General features: G+C 38.6%; 17 protein-coding genes. 7 read left to right on the top strand and 10 right to left on the bottom strand.

All coding sequences use genetic code 11. The features are described from left to right. Positions 1-462: 462 nt before the first annotated feature. A complete protein-coding gene (locus tag AACZ73_RS19735) occupies positions 463-663 on the bottom strand; it encodes a hypothetical protein (protein ID WP_339880556.1) in 201 nt (66 codons plus the stop codon). A gap of 484 nt (positions 664-1147) precedes the next feature. Between AACZ73_RS19735 and AACZ73_RS19730 the strand changes: the two genes are divergently transcribed. Further along, a complete protein-coding gene (locus AACZ73_RS19730; RefSeq protein ID WP_339880555.1) occupies positions 1148-1366 on the top strand; it encodes a DUF3820 family protein in 219 nt (72 codons plus the stop codon). Positions 1367-1478: 112 nt separating this feature from the next. On the opposite strand, the gene AACZ73_RS19725 is transcribed toward AACZ73_RS19730, so the two are convergent. From AACZ73_RS19725 to AACZ73_RS19715, 3 genes are all read right to left on the bottom strand, one after another. Continuing rightward, positions 1479-3005 (bottom strand): amidase family protein, encoded by a 1527-nt coding sequence (locus tag AACZ73_RS19725; RefSeq protein ID WP_339880554.1) that lies wholly within the window; start codon positions 3003-3005, stop codon positions 1479-1481. 20 nt (positions 3006-3025) lie between these two features. Continuing rightward, the gene (locus AACZ73_RS19720) at positions 3026-3385 is read right to left on the bottom strand and encodes a cupin domain-containing protein (protein ID WP_339880553.1); all 360 of its coding nucleotides are present in this window, start codon (positions 3383-3385) and stop codon (positions 3026-3028) included. A 798-nt stretch (positions 3386-4183) separates the two neighbouring features. Further along, the gene (locus tag AACZ73_RS19715) at positions 4184-5272 is read right to left on the bottom strand and encodes a DUF3500 domain-containing protein (protein WP_339880552.1); all 1089 of its coding nucleotides are present in this window, start codon (positions 5270-5272) and stop codon (positions 4184-4186) included. Between the two features lie 671 nt (positions 5273-5943). On the opposite strand from AACZ73_RS19715, the gene AACZ73_RS19710 reads away from it, so the two are divergent. The 4 genes from AACZ73_RS19710 to AACZ73_RS19695 all read left to right on the top strand — a co-directional run bounded on the left by AACZ73_RS19710 (position 5944) and on the right by AACZ73_RS19695 (position 9955). Further along, positions 5944-6606, top strand: a complete 663-nt coding sequence (locus tag AACZ73_RS19710; protein ID WP_339880551.1) for a DUF6266 family protein — start codon at positions 5944-5946, stop codon at positions 6604-6606. A 45-nt stretch (positions 6607-6651) separates the two neighbouring features. Beyond that, a complete protein-coding gene (locus AACZ73_RS19705; RefSeq protein ID WP_339880550.1) occupies positions 6652-7503 on the top strand; it encodes an N-acetylmuramoyl-L-alanine amidase-like domain-containing protein in 852 nt (283 codons plus the stop codon). A 230-nt stretch (positions 7504-7733) separates the two neighbouring features. Next, complete coding sequence (locus tag AACZ73_RS19700) at positions 7734-8390, top strand: SDR family oxidoreductase (RefSeq protein WP_339880549.1); 657 nt, start codon at positions 7734-7736, stop codon at positions 8388-8390. A 221-nt stretch (positions 8391-8611) separates the two neighbouring features. After that, complete coding sequence (locus AACZ73_RS19695) at positions 8612-9955, top strand: ammonium transporter (protein ID WP_339880547.1); 1344 nt, start codon at positions 8612-8614, stop codon at positions 9953-9955. A 106-nt stretch (positions 9956-10061) separates the two neighbouring features. Here the strand turns inward: AACZ73_RS19695 and AACZ73_RS19690 are convergent, their stop codons facing one another. The 6 genes from AACZ73_RS19690 to AACZ73_RS19665 all read right to left on the bottom strand — a co-directional run bounded on the left by AACZ73_RS19690 (position 10062) and on the right by AACZ73_RS19665 (position 14500). Beyond that, positions 10062-10385 carry a type II toxin-antitoxin system PemK/MazF family toxin gene (locus tag AACZ73_RS19690; protein WP_339880546.1) on the bottom strand — a complete coding sequence of 108 codons (324 nt, stop codon included), beginning with the start codon at positions 10383-10385 and terminating at the stop codon, positions 10062-10064. Continuing rightward, complete coding sequence (locus tag AACZ73_RS19685; protein WP_339880544.1) at positions 10376-10621, bottom strand: AbrB/MazE/SpoVT family DNA-binding domain-containing protein; 246 nt, start codon at positions 10619-10621, stop codon at positions 10376-10378. Before AACZ73_RS19685 ends, AACZ73_RS19690 begins: the two co-directional genes overlap by 10 nt. A gap of 280 nt (positions 10622-10901) precedes the next feature. Continuing rightward, positions 10902-11915 (bottom strand): zinc-binding alcohol dehydrogenase family protein, encoded by a 1014-nt coding sequence (locus tag AACZ73_RS19680; RefSeq protein WP_339880542.1) that lies wholly within the window; start codon positions 11913-11915, stop codon positions 10902-10904. A 172-nt stretch (positions 11916-12087) separates the two neighbouring features. Continuing rightward, on the bottom strand, positions 12088-13617 hold the full coding sequence (locus tag AACZ73_RS19675; RefSeq protein ID WP_339880541.1) for a prolyl oligopeptidase family serine peptidase: 1530 nt from the start codon (positions 13615-13617) through the stop codon (positions 12088-12090). A gap of 339 nt (positions 13618-13956) precedes the next feature. Beyond that, the gene (locus AACZ73_RS19670; RefSeq protein WP_339880540.1) at positions 13957-14256 is read right to left on the bottom strand and encodes a type II toxin-antitoxin system RelE/ParE family toxin; all 300 of its coding nucleotides are present in this window, start codon (positions 14254-14256) and stop codon (positions 13957-13959) included. Beyond that, positions 14249-14500, bottom strand: coding sequence for a type II toxin-antitoxin system ParD family antitoxin (locus tag AACZ73_RS19665; protein WP_339880538.1), 252 nt, complete (start codon positions 14498-14500; stop codon positions 14249-14251). The genes AACZ73_RS19670 and AACZ73_RS19665 overlap by 8 nt, the downstream gene beginning before the upstream one ends. A gap of 230 nt (positions 14501-14730) precedes the next feature. On the opposite strand from AACZ73_RS19665, the gene AACZ73_RS19660 reads away from it, so the two are divergent. Beyond that, positions 14731-15363 carry an ABC transporter ATP-binding protein gene (locus tag AACZ73_RS19660; RefSeq protein ID WP_339880537.1) on the top strand — a complete coding sequence of 211 codons (633 nt, stop codon included), beginning with the start codon at positions 14731-14733 and terminating at the stop codon, positions 15361-15363. After that, on the top strand, positions 15356-16417 hold the full coding sequence (locus AACZ73_RS19655) for a hypothetical protein (RefSeq protein ID WP_339880536.1): 1062 nt from the start codon (positions 15356-15358) through the stop codon (positions 16415-16417). Before AACZ73_RS19660 ends, AACZ73_RS19655 begins: the two co-directional genes overlap by 8 nt. The last annotated feature ends 98 nt before the right edge of the window (positions 16418-16515 follow it).

The raw sequence follows: 16515 nt of genomic DNA, 5'->3' as shown, positions 1-16515 counted from the left end.
GCCCTACAACCTGGCCCAAGGCTAAAATCTTGCTCTGCAAGATTTCTTCACGCCCTGTCCTATCCGAATATTCTTACCAATTTGAAATTGGCTTTCTACCTCACCCCCTGCCATCTTGCCGATTCTCGGCACAGGCTCTGAAGAGAGAGGGCGATCGTTTTGTGCTATCATCAAGATATCAGTATCAAATGGTGTTTGATGGTTTCCGGATTTAAGCCCGGATAGGTAATAAAAATTGGCGCAGTTCAAGACCCTTTCCAGTCTCGGGAATGAGAGGTTTGGGTAACAAAGAACAACCACAAGAAGGGGAAATTTTAAAGATTTTTATACAATGTACAGGGTATTTTTTGAGGAAATGGCAGAGAATTGAGGAGAAAGCCAATTTCTCACAAATCCAACTAGAGAAACTAGGCAAAAAAAACAGAGCACTTGGCTCAGTTATAGGTTAATTTTCAAAATCTGTTATGCTTTGATCACAATGGACTTTGCCTCGTTAATTGATCTTCCTTCCTTCATCAGGAAGTCCTGTCTCATTTTTTCCAGCTCTTCATTCATTTCGACTAGCATCTCTTGTGAAGCAGTGGAATCGTGTGTTAGTTTGATCCTTCCCTGCTGTCTCATTCTTTCGAAGTATTCTTTTGCAGAATTAAAATCTTGATTCATAGCTATTTAGTTAAAAACCTCCAAGATTATTTGTATAAATATCGAAGTGATCCAAATGTAAAGGAATATCTTCTAATTCCCCAAGTTGATTTGCCAGATGCCGATCCACACTTTTACCAGAGATTGGCTATACCTTATCATTCACCAACCGTTTATCAATCAGCTCCATCATAGATCAAATACATTACATTACTTATCTAAAAATGGAAAACACATGAAATCAAAAGTTTATACCCAACTATCTATTAAGTGGATATAGTCTTTTTCTTTGGTATTTTCATCTGCATATAGTTGTCTATTAATTGTCAGATAAGCTGGTTCAAACAGATGGTATTTTACCTAGTGTTTAAAATTAGTCATTCTCGATTTGAACGTGAATGTATCTTTTTATCAGTTTTTCAATGGGCTTTTTTATATCCGTTATTACTGGATAGAATAGTAGGAAAGAATACAAATCATTGGTAGTTCACCCTACCTTTGCCGCATGGACCAACAAATTCTTATCGATCTGGTGACCAAAAAAATGCCTTATGGAAAGTATAAGGGCAGATTACTCTGTGATGTGCCTGAGCATTATTTGGTATGGATGCATGGTCAGGGATTTCCAGAGGGTAAACTTGGCATGTGGCTGCACACCTTATATGAGATTAGACTTAATGGGCTAGAGGGCATTTTATCAGAGCTGAAAAGGCGATATTCTTAGAAGCATCATTTTTCAAGGCTTTTCACTTTAAGCTAATGCAACTTCTTCGGAAATTCTTTAATCACCCCATAAGCTGAAGCTTTTATAACAATTAAATCTGAATGAATAAAGGCTATAATTTCGGAGCCACTCTATGCTTCGTCCCTTGTTCATAGCTATAAGTCAAGCGGATCAAGGTAGGCTCAGCATACATTCTTCCGAGGAACTGAAGCCCTGCGGGCAAATTACCAGAACTGAAACCCATGGGAATAGTAAAGGCAGGCTGCCCGGTAGCCGGAGCAATGATCTGAGAGTTGTCGCCTTTGTATTCTTCCTGAAAGTTATCAATTAGTGCTGGTCTATTATTCCAAGAAGGATATACCAAAACATCCAATTGCAAGGAATCCATGGTATGCTCTATTGCCTCAAGAAAGGCTATTCTTCGCTCATCTTCGTATGCATTTCCACAAGGAATCTCTGGATTGCCTCTTCTCAAAGAATTCTCAGAAAAAGAGGCTATTCGTCCGCGGGCAAAGTCTGACTTGGTGCCTACTCGAATCACATCTTCTAAGCTGCTCATCGTATCTCGCTTCACATAGGTTTGAAGAAAGTCTTCCAAATCAGCACGGAAGGCTGGACACCATTGGTTTTGTCTTAATTCATCAAAATTCGGAACGGCAACAGAGTCCACAAGTATGGCACCTAACCCCTCCATATCTTTCAACGCTTGATTAAAAAGTGTAGAGATTTCAGGGTCTGGGTCGTTCTCACTCAAAGTTCTAAACACACCAATTCGCGCTCCATTCAACCCATCTTTATCGAGGTATTGGACGTAATCCTTTTCAGCCTTTCCTTCGGAATAGGCAGTCAATGGGTCTTTTGGATCGATTCCAGCCATCACTTGCAAGGTTCTAGTCGCATCCGCAACTGTTTTGCACATTGGTCCAACTACGTCATTTCTCAGATAAAGTGGTACTATTCCCTCCCGGCTGACCAATCCAAGTGTACTCCTGAACCCAACCAAGGCATTATGCGAGGAAGGTCCCCGAATCGAATTGCCTGTATCTGTGCCCAATCCTATTAATCCCAGATTAGCCGCTATTCCAGCACCTGTTCCTCCACTGGATCCCGCAGGCACATAATCCAAATTGTAAGGATTTCTAGTGGTACCGGCCGTGGAACTCTCGGAATGCATAGGTGAAAAAGCCCATTCTGCCATGTTTGACTTGGCAATGATAATTGCACCTGCTCCTTCCAGTTGCTGAATGATAAAGGCATCTGTCTCCGGGTAGAAATCTGCCAAGGCCAATGAACCTGCCGTTGTAGGCATACCAATCGTATTGATATTATCCTTCACAATCATAGGAATGCCATGAAGCGGTCTGAGAACTCCAGTTTCCTTGTACTCTTTGTCCAAAGCTTTGGCAATCTCCATTGCCTTTGGATTAACGATTGTCAACGCGTTGATTTTAGGGTTTACCGAGTCAATACGAGCGAGGTAGGCCTCCACCAATTCCACCGCTGTCAATTCTCCAGAAGAATATTTCTGATGAATAGATTCTATGGAAAGTTGCTCAAGATCTAGAACCTGAGTTTTCTTTTCTGGAAGGCAAGCTGAAAAAAGTAGTAGAAAAACAAAAAACGGGAGTAGTCTATGCATTGCAGTAAGTTTAACTGGAATTAAATCTTCTCGAATTTATGCACCGTTAGATCGTGCAATACATCTCCTGTATGTTTGGTGTTTTGTGGCTCGAATAGCAACAGCCAAACTTCCTCCTCTGCAATTGGGTAATGCTCCACACCTCTGGGAACAATCAGCATTTCCCCTTCATTCAACGTCACACTTCTATCGCGAAACTCTATTCTGAGCGTGCCTTTGATAATCAGGAAAAGTTCATCCTCGCCTTTATGATCATGCCATACAAATTTGCCTTTTACCTTGGCAAGCTTTACATCCTGACCATTGAGTTCTCCAATAATTTTAGGACTCCAATGTTCCTTGATCAGGTCAAATTTTTCGTTCAGATTGACTTTGTTCATGATAGCGCGTGATATGTAAATGAATATTCCAAACCCAAGTACCGAGTTTTTCTTTTCAAAATTTAGGATAAAAATTTCATGGAAGTCCTAACTATCACGCTTTATCCTAGATCTATTTGTCAATTCATAAAAAACCACTCCCTGTCAAGTGAAAATAATACCGATATAGAATTTACTTGTTAGCTAAAAAATATTCTAAAGACTCACCCCTCGACTTCGCTCGGAAACGGAGATATAGGTTGATTAACAATAATATAAGGCATCTTTTGGACTTTTATTGCGGTATTATTAAAGGTGTTATGCCCTAAATTTAATAGGAAAAGCAAGTCGGGCTATAAACTAATTTCACCAGAAGAAAGTATAGATTCTGTTTATTATTGAATAATTTTTCTTGAGAGAATCAACATCTCCTACACCTTCCTCCATTTTATATAGGTTTTATCTTTGTCACTTTTTGGCGGCCAAAAAGTAACCAAAAAGCCCTGAGCCTCGGTCTTTTCTTTCCGCTGACACCTTTTCTTATTCATTTTAAACAGCAACACAGCGGAATTTTGTACTGCATTTCACACCTAAAAATGACTCCCTCCCAAAACCTGGCCCAACTCTAAAAATGCCCACCTGGCATTTTCTTTTCGACTTGTCCTCTCGTACCTCGGGAGCTAAGTCATTTTCTTAACGGCGTTCAATACAGTACAAAACCGAAAATACCGTAAGGCTCACCCATCCGGATGATAGCCTCCAGAATCCATCATAATCAACTAATCAGCATACACATCCATTAAAATCGTAGTAGTACCATTAATGCTGATGATCCATTCTATGCTTTCTTAGAATGTCCGCACCAAAATCATGGTTGTTTTGTCTTAAAATGGAGTGGATATGATTGGCATTATCCAGGAATCCAACATTGTCATATTCTATGATAAAATCCGGACTATGGATCAAGTAGTAATGAGGCTTCATAGGCTCCAAGCTCCCAATCCAAGAGAAATAAACTTCCCCTAATCCTCTTTCATGCAGAATAGCCATGTATTCTTCAGCTTTCAGAGTTTCCAGGTTTCTGACATATTCCTCAATGAGGTAATGAAGAATTTTTTGCTGGTCGGGAGTAAGTTCAGAACCTTTTATCCCTCTATATTCAGAAATCCACTGCGGTCTATCAGGACTGGTAATAATATCTCCAGGCACTTCATCTTCAAAAACAGCTTTAGCCTTTTGCCCCTCATCGAGCAAGTTTACAAACCAAAACCCATAATCCTCTTCCTTGCTCAAAGGCCTTAAGCCAGCATATTGAGTATCTTCAACTACCGCAGGATCCGATCCAAAAAACAGTGGAGTTAAAGCGTACTCCGAGCCCGTTGCAGTTACGTTGATGGAGATGTGGTGCCCTTCGAATTTAAGTCCCCAAGCCCCATCAGCCTTAGGTTCTCCCCAAATTGCCACATAATAATTCCCATAGTCCCAATTAAGTCCACGGATCATCTCCATTGAACTCTCTGGCATCTCCCCTTTCTTAAATTTGATCTCAAAAAGTTCATGCAAAATATCATCCACCTGCATGATGCTGAAGGTTTTCAAATATCCCTGTGAGCTGAAAATTGCACTGAGAATCTTATGGAATTCGATCATGGATTCCTCCGAAAGATCCCCGTATCTAAGTCCAGCTCGTGGAGCGAGGCCCAGAGGAAGATTTGTCCATTTAGTTCTCAAGCTATCCTCCATAGATAGCATAACTTGATTTTTTTGATCGGGATCAAGTGTCTCTATGAAGGATTGGGTAGTGGAGAGTAGTTTTTCTGCTGTTTGGGAAATGGCTGCTTGACCAAAAAGAAAAATAATAGAAACAGTTAAAAGCGCTTTCTTGGCTAAAATTATTCGAGGCTGCATTATCAGGACTTTTTGATGTATGTTTTGGTTTGAATTCTGAGCCTCCCTGGATAAAGTGGATCTTCCTTTTCCCGTGGGCAGATTCAGGTATAAAATGGATTCTCATATAGGAGCAATCATGAAAACCTGGATACTCTAAAATATTGTCCCCTAGATACTCATAAGAATTTCCAAATACTTCATTTTTTATACAAAGTTTTCTCCATTTTGAAAAAGCTCACCTTGGCTACTATCACCTAATCTAAATACAAATTCCCTATTATCTCCCCTTCCAGTCAACTAATAAACTACCAAATCTTTATAGACGGTTCTACTTGCAGAATATCCCTTCTTAAAAATGCCATGGCATCAAAATTAGTTGATAGCCTCCTGTTCCCAGACAATTCTCTGACCTTTTCTAAGAAGATTTGATTTATCACTCACTTTCCTTTAAGGTTACCCTCTGGCTAACCGCTGGTTTCACTTCCTTTCAATTATAAAGTTGCTTCATATAATCTTCTATTAAACCATACTAAAACCATAGCTAAACCTAATTCATTGCTTATTAAAAACATTTATAAAATGGTTTTACCATGCTTTTTATTAGTTAATAATAAAATTTATAGTGCTGAATTATAGCTAATTATAGATGGAATACATATATTCAACTAGGACTTTAAATGCAAGTAGATATGGCGCGAATAGCAAACAGCTCCCTATCAGGCCTAAATGGTCATATGGGAGATATGGTTTTTTATCAAATCAATGGAGTGACTTATGCCAGACGTAAACCCTCCAAGAGAAGTAATACCCAGAAAAAGCGAATGAGAAAGTCGCCGATCAATGAACGATCTCAAGGGAAATTCTCAATGGTACACACCCATTTAAAAGGGCTGAAATTCGCAATCCGATTTGGGTTTCAGGAGCAAGTCAAAGGCGCTAGACATGCCTACCATGCCTGTGGCTCTCACACTCGTTTAAATTGTTTTAGGGAAAATGGAGCGGATTATCATATTGATCCTGCACTTTTTAAAATAAGTACGGGCACGCTCATGGGTGCTGAAGAAGCAAAGGCCGTGCGGACTGAAGAAGGAATTTTATTTACTTGGAAAGATAATTCCGGAACTTCCAGCGCACAGGCCTGGGACGAAGCCTTCTTGGTGATCCATAATCCTACCCAAAAAGCAGCTGTATGGAAGGAACTGGGTAGCTTTAGAAATAAGAAAGAGTATCTGCTCAAGCATACATTTGGAACCTCTGGTGGTGATTGGCATGCTTATTTGGCATTTAGCCAAGAAAACCGCAGAACCAAAAAAAGGAAACTGTCTGATTCTGTTTATTTGGGAGTTATTTAATTTCTATCTACGCAATATTAAGCTCCCGATTGACTACTTCTCTTTATGCAGAAAATTATTGGCCTAGGCCTTTTTCTTCTTATCTCTTTCTTTTCCTATGCCCAAACCGTTTGCACACTGGAAAGTCGTGAAAAACTGGAAGGCTTTCTAGCCAAACTTGCTGAGGGCAACTATTCCGACAAATCTCCCAATGAACTTAACATAGAAATCGGGAAGTGGTTTCTTGAGACTCCCTATGTGGAAAAAACGCTGGAGCTTCCTGGATCCGAAAAGCTTGTTATAAATCTACAAGGTGTGGACTGTACCACTTTCGTAGAAACCGTAGTATCGATGACCCGTCTTGAAGAAAACGGCAAATTTAATTTCGAAGCTTTTGAAAAAGAACTGGAAAAACTCAGGTATCGAAACGGGATGAATGAAGGGTACTCATCACGTTTACATTACTTTTCGGATTGGATTTTTGAAAATGAACAAAAGGGAATTTTGAAGGATGTTACTAAGGAAGTTGGGGGATCACCTTATGCAAATGCGCCATCATTTATGTCTGAAAAACCTCAGTTTTACAGGCAGCTAAGTGAATCCGAAAATCTTAGCGCAATCCAAGAGATTGAGTCAAAAATAGAAAAACGTGGGTATTTCTATATTCCCAAGGGTGAAATCCAATCCCTTGAAAAAAATATTCAATCTGGGGACATTATTGCCATTACTACCAGCATGTCCAATTTGGATATTGTACATACGGGCTTCGCAATAGAGAAAAATGAAAGAATTCATTTGATGCATGCAAGTTCAAAAAATGGAGAAGTGGAGATATCAGAGCTGCCCTTAGCCGATTACTTGAAAGGAAATAAAACCCAATCCGGCATCATGGTAAGTCGCCTAATATCCAAGGATTGATAAGCTGAATAGCCCCATTTTCCTAATTTTTGGCTGGATTAGGCAGTTCTGAATAAGTAAATATTGTTTTTACAATCGCACCATTTGCTCCCTTCACTTGGGACTTCAACAGACCTCAGATTCTGTATGTATATCTTCTCAGCCAACTTACGTTTTTGATCATATAAGCTTAGAGTAAAACGGCTACTTGATATGGCTTGCTTATTGGGTTTTGGGTAATAAAAAAACTCATGAATACCGAAAAACAAAAAGTATTGATTATCGGTGCTAATGGAAGCACAGGTAAACTAGTTAGCTCACTACTCAATGACTCTTCTACCTATCTTCCTGTCGCTATGATCAGAGAAGAATCCCAGAAAAAGTATTTTGAGAATAAAGGTATAGAAACGGTACTCGGTGATCTAGAAAAGGATTTTGAGCAAGCATATAAAGGTGTTTCAAAAGTTATTTTTGCAGCGGGATCGGGAGGTGATACAGGATCAGACAAAACCAAGGCAGTTGACCAGGAAGGAGCCATAAAAAGTGTAGATCTTGCCCAAAAACACAAAATAGAAAAGTTTGTTTTGCTTAGTTCTATGGGAGCTGGAAATCCGGAGGACTTTGAGGACTCTGAATTATACGAATACCTACTAGCAAAGAACAAAGCCGATGAGCATTTGATTAAGACTGACTTAAATTACGCGATAGTTCGTCCGGGAAGACTGACAAATGACAGTGGTACAGGAATGATCGAAGCTGCCAAAAAACTTGGCAAACAAGGGAAAATCGCACGCGAAGATGTGGCTCAGACTTTAGTGGACGTATTGGATTCCAAAATAGCTTCAGTTATTTCCTTTGAAATAATAGAAGGAAAGGATAGAATAAAAGATGCCTTGAAAAAACTATAGTAGTATAAAATTTCACTAACAATAGCCCATGTCCAAAGGGGCTTTTCTATTTTCTGCAAGTTCTAAACATATCCCTATAAATGCCTGTATTTTACTTTGTTACAACCAAACAAAAAAATTAATTACCCTACTTTATAGTCGTAAATTTCAAAAGGTTAATTTTTTATTTTGTAATCATTAAATAAAACAGAATAAAACATAAATTTTTCTACTTTTGGGGCATGAAAAAAAGTGGAATGAAATTTAAGTGGAAAGTAGCTTTTCTGATTACTATCGCGGCTCCGGTGGTGGGCTTATTTTGGAAGCAAAGCCAGCCTATAATTGAGAATTTTGGAACAGAGAATGACTTGGTATTTGCCGATATAGCCTGGCTTTTAACTGCCTCCTGTCTGGTGCTCTTGATGACGCCGGGACTTTCATTATTTTACGGAGGCATGGTCAACAAGAAAAATCTGATTTCCACCATGCTTCAGAGTTTCATATCATTGGGTGTAATTACCATGCTCTGGGTGGTCGTGGGATTCAGTCTTGCCTTCGGTGATCCTATTGGAATTACGATTGACGGGGTGAAGTATGGCCTTATTGGCAATCCTTTTCAATACCTTTTCTTCGACCAAGTTGCAGAATTGCCACATAAAGCTTTGGGAACTTCTATTCCTTTTATTCTTTTTGCTTTATTCCAGATGAAATTCGCAGTGATTACCCCTGCCATCATCACCGGTTCATTTGCCGAGCGGGTACGATTTATCGGATATCTATTCTTTATCGGAATCTTCTCCATCTTAGTTTATGCGCCACTTTGCCACATGGTCTGGCATCCAAACGGTCTGATAGGCTCCTATTTTGGCGTGCTGGATTTTGCAGGGGGAACGGTTGTGCATATCAGTGCAGGTATGGCAGCACTCGCAGGAGCCTTGTTCCTGGGCAAAAGAAATAAACCTCACCACGAACCTTCGAATATTACCTATGTGCTGCTAGGAACCGGGATGCTCTGGTTTGGCTGGTTTGGGTTCAATGCAGGTTCTTCATTTGGGGCAAATGCCACTGCCGCTCTGGCCTTTGCTACCACGACGATCAGTTCAGCGACAGCGATGATGACTTGGGTACTTTTTGATAGAATTCAGGGAAGGAAAATCTCTGCACTTCAAGCTTGTATTGGCGCAGTGGTAGGCCTGGTAGTGATCACCCCGGCAGCTGGATATATCACCGTTCCAGAGAGCTTCTTCTTTGGCGCAGCTGGTGCAATTGTTTCTAATATGGCTATGAATGCTAAGTTTCTAAAGAAGATTGATGACACCCTTGACGTCTTTGCCTGCCATGGTATTGGCGGAATTATGGGAATGATCCTTACTGCTATTTTCGCGGGAAAGGAAGGCTCTAGCCTACTTCACGGGGGTGTTGGAGTATTCGCATCCCATATGCTGGTATTAGTTGGAGTATGTGTTTTTTCTTTTGCTATGGCTTATTTGATTTTCTTTTTCCTAAACAAATTCGTAACTCTTCGGGTACGTGAGGAATATGAAGAAGTGGGTTTGGATATGTCGCAGCATGGAGAGTCGATATAATTATTTTACCACTCTACGAAAAAAAGCCTCTGAGAAATCAGGGGCTTCTTACTTAAAAGGATTATAGTCTTTTCTGGCTCACGTAATTATTGGAATTTTTACTTTTTCAATCTACAAAGGTTTCCTTTATTACCTGTTTACAGTTTTCAATTTCATTATCTATCAGTAGACTAAAAACTTTAATAATTCGAGTTTTGTCAACAGTCCTAATTTGATCGATGGCGATCATTCCAGTTTTCCCATTATGCTTGACAGAAATTCTCGTTGGATACTTTTTTAGATTGGTTGTCATTGGAGCAACCACAATAGTGTTCAAATACTTATTCATTTCGTTTGGCGAAATGATAACACATGGTCTAGTCTTTTTTATTTCACTTCCTACAGTTGGGTCAAGATTAACTAGTACGATGCTGTACTGTTTCAGGTCCATTCCTCCAAGTTTTCATCCTCAAAAACATCATTCATGAGTAATTTATCATCACCGTTTTCGCTCATTTTTCTAAACTCCTCTTCCCAGTTTTTTCGTGGAGAAGATATAGGTTTAATAATGATTTGTCCCTTTTCTAGAATCAGATCGACTTTATCCTTTATGTCGTATTTCTCTAAAATCGTCTTGCTCAAGCGAAGTCCTTTTGAATTCCCAATTTTGATTATTGCTGTTTCCATAATTCACGAATTGTTATTACAAAGTAAACACATATTGCCAGTATTTTAATCTACTTTCTTACCCTAAAATAAGAATTATTAGTCGGATACAGGTTAAAATCCCTTAATCCGTTCTTCTATTGCATAGAAACTCACAACTTGACAGGAGTATTGTTTAGAAATGAGAATTTCCAACCAAGTCCAGCTTCTGGAGAAGCAGGCCAAAGGAGTTGACTATTATCTAATACGAAATCGCCAATACAGTCTCAGCCATTCGCTTTAACTATATAAACCGCACGCATTAATATTTTATCACCAACTTTCCTATCGTGGTTCCGCTTTCCAGTTGCGCATGTGCCTCCTTGAAATTTTCAACTGACAAGCCATCCAATGTGGTAGTTAATGTAGACTGCAAAGTCCCATCAGACAGCCATTTGGATACTTGATTTAAAATGTGATGTTGCTGTATCATATCCTCAGTCTGGAACATAGAACGGGTGAACATCAATTCCCAATGAAAACTTACACTTTTACTTTTTAACTGGCGCAGATTTACTGGTTCCGTAGGATCGCTGATAGATCCAACTTGCCCTTGCGGTTTTATTAATTTCGGTATTGCATCCCAGTATTGATTGAGATCTACAAAATCAAGAATGAAGTCTACTGTTCCAAAGCCAATGTCTTCCATTTCCTGCACTAAATTTTTGTGGTTAACTACAAAGTCTGCCCCCATTTTTTTGCACCATTCTTCAGAATTCTCTCTCGATGCTGTGGCAATTACTGTAAGTCCTACTATCTTTTTGGCAATCTGAATAGCAATAGATCCTACTCCGCCTGCACCGCCGATTATCAGAATGGATTTACCCTTATCCCTCTCGGCACTTAGACGCATCCTGTCAAACAAAATTTCATAAGCCGTAAGTGATGTCAAAGGCATTGCTGCCGCCATTTCATAGGAAAAATTGTCTGGAGCAAAACCTACAATCTTCTCGTCTACCAATTGATATTCCTGGTAAGCACCGTCTTTTGTAATGTCTCCTGCGTAAAATACTACGTCCCCTTTTTTGAATAAAGAAACATTTGGGCCTACCGCCTCAACTGTTCCTACAGCATCCCAACCAATGATTTTAGGTGTGTCTTGTTCCTTATTCTTCAAACTATTTTGACGTATCTTATAGTCAACCGGGTTTACAGATACAGCTTCCACCTTTACCAACAGATCGCTTCCTGCAGGTGTTGGTATTTCTTTTTCGAAAAGCAGAAAACTGTCTTGTTCGGTAATCGGCAATGATGTTCTAAATCCTATTGATTTCATTTTTTATTTTTTTGTAATTAATACACAGTTTATTAAAAGGGTGGCAGCCAGCTTTTGGATATGGCCTTGGGTCGGTATGGAATCGCTAATAATTTACTATATACAATGTTTGGCATCAACCAAGGCTCTATCTCTTACTATTCCACCATTTTTTGAATAAATTCTCCTGGCTTTATTTATCAAGTTGTTTCAATCTGTCAATTGCATTCTGGTTTTCAGGATTTAACTCCAAAGACATTTTGTAATTAGAAATAGCATTTTTAAAATCCTTATTATAAAAATAAGCTTCGGCTAAACTATCGTATAAATTCGAAGAGTCTGGATAAATATGTAAGGCCAATAAAAACACATTTATACCTTGTTGGAATTTTAATGGGTCAAATGAAAATCTCAAACCTAGTGTATTTAACATACCTTCTTCTAGCTGAAGATTTGGATATTTCGCAAGTGTTTTTTCGTATAAGGGAATTAAATCCTGGTAATCTTGATTGAAAGCTAAATCATTGAAATACTTATAATTAAATTCAATTGTATTGGCTTTTTTCTCTTTTTTAGAAATCAGGTTTTCTGAAAAGCCATTTTTATCAGGGCTGTTTTCTATGTACGCATTAGAATTCTCATCATTTTTTAAAGTAGCATTTAAAAACTGTAAGGCATGCTCAGAAAGTAAGTTATAAGAAGTCATGATTTCATCATCGCTTTTGTCTTGTCTCTTATCCCTATTGGCAAATAAAACACCGAATGAACTAAAATAGGAATGCGTTAAATCATGAAATTTATAACTGTAAGCATTGCTATATTTTAAAGAATCATAGAATTGGAACTTGTAATTCAATTCGGCAGGAATATTATCGATGTTCAAAATTTCTTCCGGAATTTCTTTTTGCGCAAAATGGACATAAGGAATGGTAAACTTATCCAAATCAAAGTAGGGTGATTTTTCCAAAACTGCGTATTTGTACCTTTCAGTTCCATCCAAACTTACAATTGCTCTTATATTCTTGTTTTTCATTACAGTTACAGCGTTGGCCAAACCGCCAAAACTATATCCCATTAAGGCCACTTTTTCCGAATCGATATTCTTATAGCTGTGAATTTCATTGAGAAGGAATTCTACATCCCTTGATTGTGTCTCCATATCTTTTGTAGTTCCACCTTCTAACAGACGCGTATCTGTTCCCCTAGAAGGGCTTGATATCACGACGAAACCTTTACTGGCTAGATACTCGAAAAGCGCGAAATTCTCGATTGAAGAGGCTTGATAACTTGGTGCATAAACTACTACTGGAAAATGCCCGTCTATAAATTCCGGGTCAGCAAAAGCATTTACTCTTTCAGAAAGATGAGCCTTGTTTTCGGGGGTATTCCACAAATAAGGAAACCAATCCAATAAAAAATAGTCAGGTAAATTTTCCCACTCTTCCTCTTCCTTTAAAACTTCTAAATAATCTAATACTGTCAACTGCTTGGAAATACTATCTTCAATTGTCGCAGGATACCAAATACTTATTGGAATCGGTCTGTAGATAAGTTGGTTATTAAACTCATTATGAATTCGGTAGGATCTCGTGCTATCATTGATCGTATAATGCCTGAAACCTACGTTGAACTCTCCGGCAGTAAGGTTTATTTTTTGTATAGATGTCTGTCCTGAATATAATGTTGATAGCAGAAGGGATACAATTAATATGGCTAATCGCATTGTTTTGGAATTAGTATTAAAAAGTCAAATTAATCATTTGATAGTTTACTAAGGATAAGCTCAGGATTTTAATTTTCGTACTCACATCAAGTTTGCTTAAAATCCCTAAATCTTTCCTTGTTGTTTGGAAATTGATGTAAATCCAATTCGGAATCACAAATGATATTTTAGTTATCAGAATGGTAAAATCAAGTCCATCTTCTGGGGAAGAAGGATAAGTACACCCTTTGCGAACCTTTGCTCTGAAAATCCTATGCTAGAAATCCAGCAATTTAAAAAAATACACTCCGCTTATCTTGAAAAGTTACCGGTATCACTTTTAGTTTTTAAGAAATAGATTTATCCCAATATCCGGTTTCTTAAGTCCATTTTTTCATGAATGATCCTGGTAATTTCCACATAAGTTTCCTCCACATTTCTACAGAAAATTATGTGTTGATTTGATTTCATTCCAATTAGATCCTGTTCGATTCCTTGGTAACTTATACCTAAAGCTGGATTGTCTGCAATATCCTGACAAGTTGCTATCAGGGATTCATAGTACTTTTCGGCCTGGTCTTCTGACCACATTTCAAATGTGTAATCCCAGATATTAGCCAAATCAACAACTGCTCTTTTTGTCAGTTTATAGTTAGCCATTGGTATGCTTTTTGGCTTTTAAGGATTCAAGATGTTTTTTCGGGTCAAAATCCTCTTTAATGCCGCTGGATATTCCTTCTTGAATGACATTTCGTAAAGCTACCACCTTGTTTTCTTCCTCTTCCAAAAGCCTTAACCCAGCGCGTATAACTTCGCTTGCATTATTAAATCGACCATCCTTTATGCTATTTTGCACAAATTGGTCAAAATGATTTCCCAGAGATATGGAGGTGTTTTTGTTCATCCCGAATCAGTTTGGTTCAAATATACCAAAATTTGGTATATCTATTTAAAGCTCCAGTTTTTTGATAATTATTCATAATAATCGAATACAGCAGGGTTAAAATTCCTAAACCTCTCCCACCATAACCTAGAATTTCTGAAATTGACTTTTTAAGCAAAAAACAAGTCCAGATTCAGTTGAAGCAGGACAACTGTGTCATTTGAGTGAAATTTGCTTGCGGTTATAACTTTATGCTAGAAATACAGCACTTCAAAAAAACTTATCCTACAGGCTTTCAAATGGAGATTGACTCACTCCAATTGTCAAAAGGCATACATCTGATCAAGGGTGAAAATGGTTCGGGGAAATCAACCCTATTGAAGGCCATTGCTGGGATTCATGACTTTGAAGGCGAAATTAAGTTGGATGGGATTTCACTGAAGAAAGAACCTATCTCTTTTCGCAAGCTGGTTAATTACTCTGAAGCAGAACCCCTATTTCCTGATTTTCTAAGTTTGGATGAGTTGATCGCTTTTGTATCAAAAACCAAAGGAGCTGATCATTTTCAAATCGATTCTCTGAAAGAGATCCTAGGAATTGCAGAGTATTCCAAAAATGCGATTTCTACCTATTCCTCCGGCATGTTGAAAAAAGCAGGATTGATCTTAGCTTTCTTGGGCAAACCAAGCTTGATCATTCTGGACGAACCTTACACCACCATCGATGTGGGTTCGCAGAAGCGACTTACCGAACTGGTAAAACGTAAAATGCAACGCGGAGTAAGCTTCCTTCTCACCTCCCATATCGCGGATTTTGAAGAGTTTTTCGCTTATGATTCTGTACTGACTATCGCAGATGGCAACCTGATCCAAAGTCATGAATGAGCTGTTTTTCAAGACTTTTGTAATCACCTTCTACCGGGCTTTTCTAGGCTTTTTCATATTGGTCATCCTGATTTTTGGTGTCTTTATGGAAATGAAGCAACACCTCATGATAGCCAATCGACTGCTTCAGAATTCCACAGGATTTTATGTTATCCTATTAATTTTTCTGGCTTACACTTTGGTTCAAAAACGATTTCAGATCCGACTTCTGAATGACAAGCATTATAGAATCTTTCATCAACTTGGCTTTTTTACCTGGCCACAACTTGCCCGAAACTTTCTGTCTGTTTGGCTGGCAAATCATGCCCTGATTTTAGCCTATTCGGGTTTGCTTACTTATGTAGGAATCGGGATTCATGCTGGAGTAAAACTTGGGATACTTTGGCTTTTCCTTATCGGGATTTTCTTGGCTGACATCACGCTCCTATATTTTAAACTTAAAAAGCCTTTTCCCGAAAGCACCCGAGTTAGACCTGCAATTTTTAGGAATCTAAGCTTCGAATTTTGGTTTTTGATGCATTTGAGAGAAAACAGAACCCTGCTGATTCTGGCAGTGAAAATCATCAGCATCTTCCTGCTGAATGGGTTTTTCTATTTCTATTTTGGTGGTGGCTACGACCTGCGTTGGCTGGAGTTTGGCTTGCTTTGCGCCGCTTACATCCACCTTCCAATTTGGCTGGAGAAAGATGGGTTTGAATCAGCCGAACTAAGCTATTTCCGCAATATGCCATTGAGTTTTTCTAGAAAGATCTGGCAACATTCAGTTCCTATTTTACTCATTCTTTTCCCAGAACTTGCCTTGCTGGTCTTTAAGTTTGGTACCCTCGAAAACATTCCAGATCTAGTCTTTTTGCTTATCCTCTTGATCGCTATCAATATGGGGATTTATGGTCTGATCAAGTGGAGAAATGCTCAGGAAAGAGCATTGAAACTAGGCTATTTGGTTTTCTTTTTCCTTTTTCTGCTCGTGATATTCGGGATTCATCCACTGATTATTTCTGCGCTTTGCTTGATTCCTTTTTTGGTAGCAGTGAAGTCTAGGTATTCGATTTAACTACTTTTTCAACTTTCCAGGTATCTGGAGTGGCTTTTCAATTTTTTGAAGTTAAAGCCTGAGACATTTCTCTAAATAACCCTACTCAAACATTCCTT

Origin of the sequence: uncultured Algoriphagus sp., assembly GCF_963974835.1 — a bacterium.
In the GTDB taxonomy this organism is placed as follows: domain Bacteria; phylum Bacteroidota; class Bacteroidia; order Cytophagales; family Cyclobacteriaceae; genus Algoriphagus.
This window is presented reverse-complemented; position numbering and strand designations above follow the sequence as displayed.

What these genes read in the sequence shown, in the direction of transcription:
- AACZ73_RS19660 (WP_339880537.1), top strand. Translation starts at nt 14,731, where the DNA reads ATGCTAGAAATACAGCACTTCAAAAAAACTTATCCTACAGGCTTTCAA.
- AACZ73_RS19700 (WP_339880549.1), top strand. Translation starts at nt 7,734, where the DNA reads ATGAATACCGAAAAACAAAAAGTATTGATTATCGGTGCTAATGGAAGC.
- AACZ73_RS19680 (WP_339880542.1), bottom strand. Translation starts at nt 11,915, where the DNA reads ATGAAATCAATAGGATTTAGAACATCATTGCCGATTACCGAACAAGAC.
- AACZ73_RS19710 (WP_339880551.1), top strand. Translation starts at nt 5,944, where the DNA reads ATGGCGCGAATAGCAAACAGCTCCCTATCAGGCCTAAATGGTCATATG.
- AACZ73_RS19705 (WP_339880550.1), top strand. Translation starts at nt 6,652, where the DNA reads ATGCAGAAAATTATTGGCCTAGGCCTTTTTCTTCTTATCTCTTTCTTT.
- AACZ73_RS19735 (WP_339880556.1), bottom strand. Translation starts at nt 663, where the DNA reads ATGAATCAAGATTTTAATTCTGCAAAAGAATACTTCGAAAGAATGAGA.
- AACZ73_RS19715 (WP_339880552.1), bottom strand. Translation starts at nt 5,272, where the DNA reads ATGCAGCCTCGAATAATTTTAGCCAAGAAAGCGCTTTTAACTGTTTCT.
- AACZ73_RS19720 (WP_339880553.1), bottom strand. Translation starts at nt 3,385, where the DNA reads ATGAACAAAGTCAATCTGAACGAAAAATTTGACCTGATCAAGGAACAT.
- AACZ73_RS19725 (WP_339880554.1), bottom strand. Translation starts at nt 3,005, where the DNA reads ATGCATAGACTACTCCCGTTTTTTGTTTTTCTACTACTTTTTTCAGCT.
- AACZ73_RS19655 (WP_339880536.1), top strand. Translation starts at nt 15,356, where the DNA reads ATGAATGAGCTGTTTTTCAAGACTTTTGTAATCACCTTCTACCGGGCT.
- AACZ73_RS19730 (WP_339880555.1), top strand. Translation starts at nt 1,148, where the DNA reads ATGGACCAACAAATTCTTATCGATCTGGTGACCAAAAAAATGCCTTAT.
- AACZ73_RS19665 (WP_339880538.1), bottom strand. Translation starts at nt 14,500, where the DNA reads ATGAACAAAAACACCTCCATATCTCTGGGAAATCATTTTGACCAATTT.
- AACZ73_RS19675 (WP_339880541.1), bottom strand. Translation starts at nt 13,617, where the DNA reads ATGCGATTAGCCATATTAATTGTATCCCTTCTGCTATCAACATTATAT.
- AACZ73_RS19685 (WP_339880544.1), bottom strand. Translation starts at nt 10,621, where the DNA reads ATGGAAACAGCAATAATCAAAATTGGGAATTCAAAAGGACTTCGCTTG.
- AACZ73_RS19690 (WP_339880546.1), bottom strand. Translation starts at nt 10,385, where the DNA reads ATGGACCTGAAACAGTACAGCATCGTACTAGTTAATCTTGACCCAACT.
- AACZ73_RS19670 (WP_339880540.1), bottom strand. Translation starts at nt 14,256, where the DNA reads ATGGCTAACTATAAACTGACAAAAAGAGCAGTTGTTGATTTGGCTAAT.
- AACZ73_RS19695 (WP_339880547.1), top strand. Translation starts at nt 8,612, where the DNA reads ATGAAAAAAAGTGGAATGAAATTTAAGTGGAAAGTAGCTTTTCTGATT.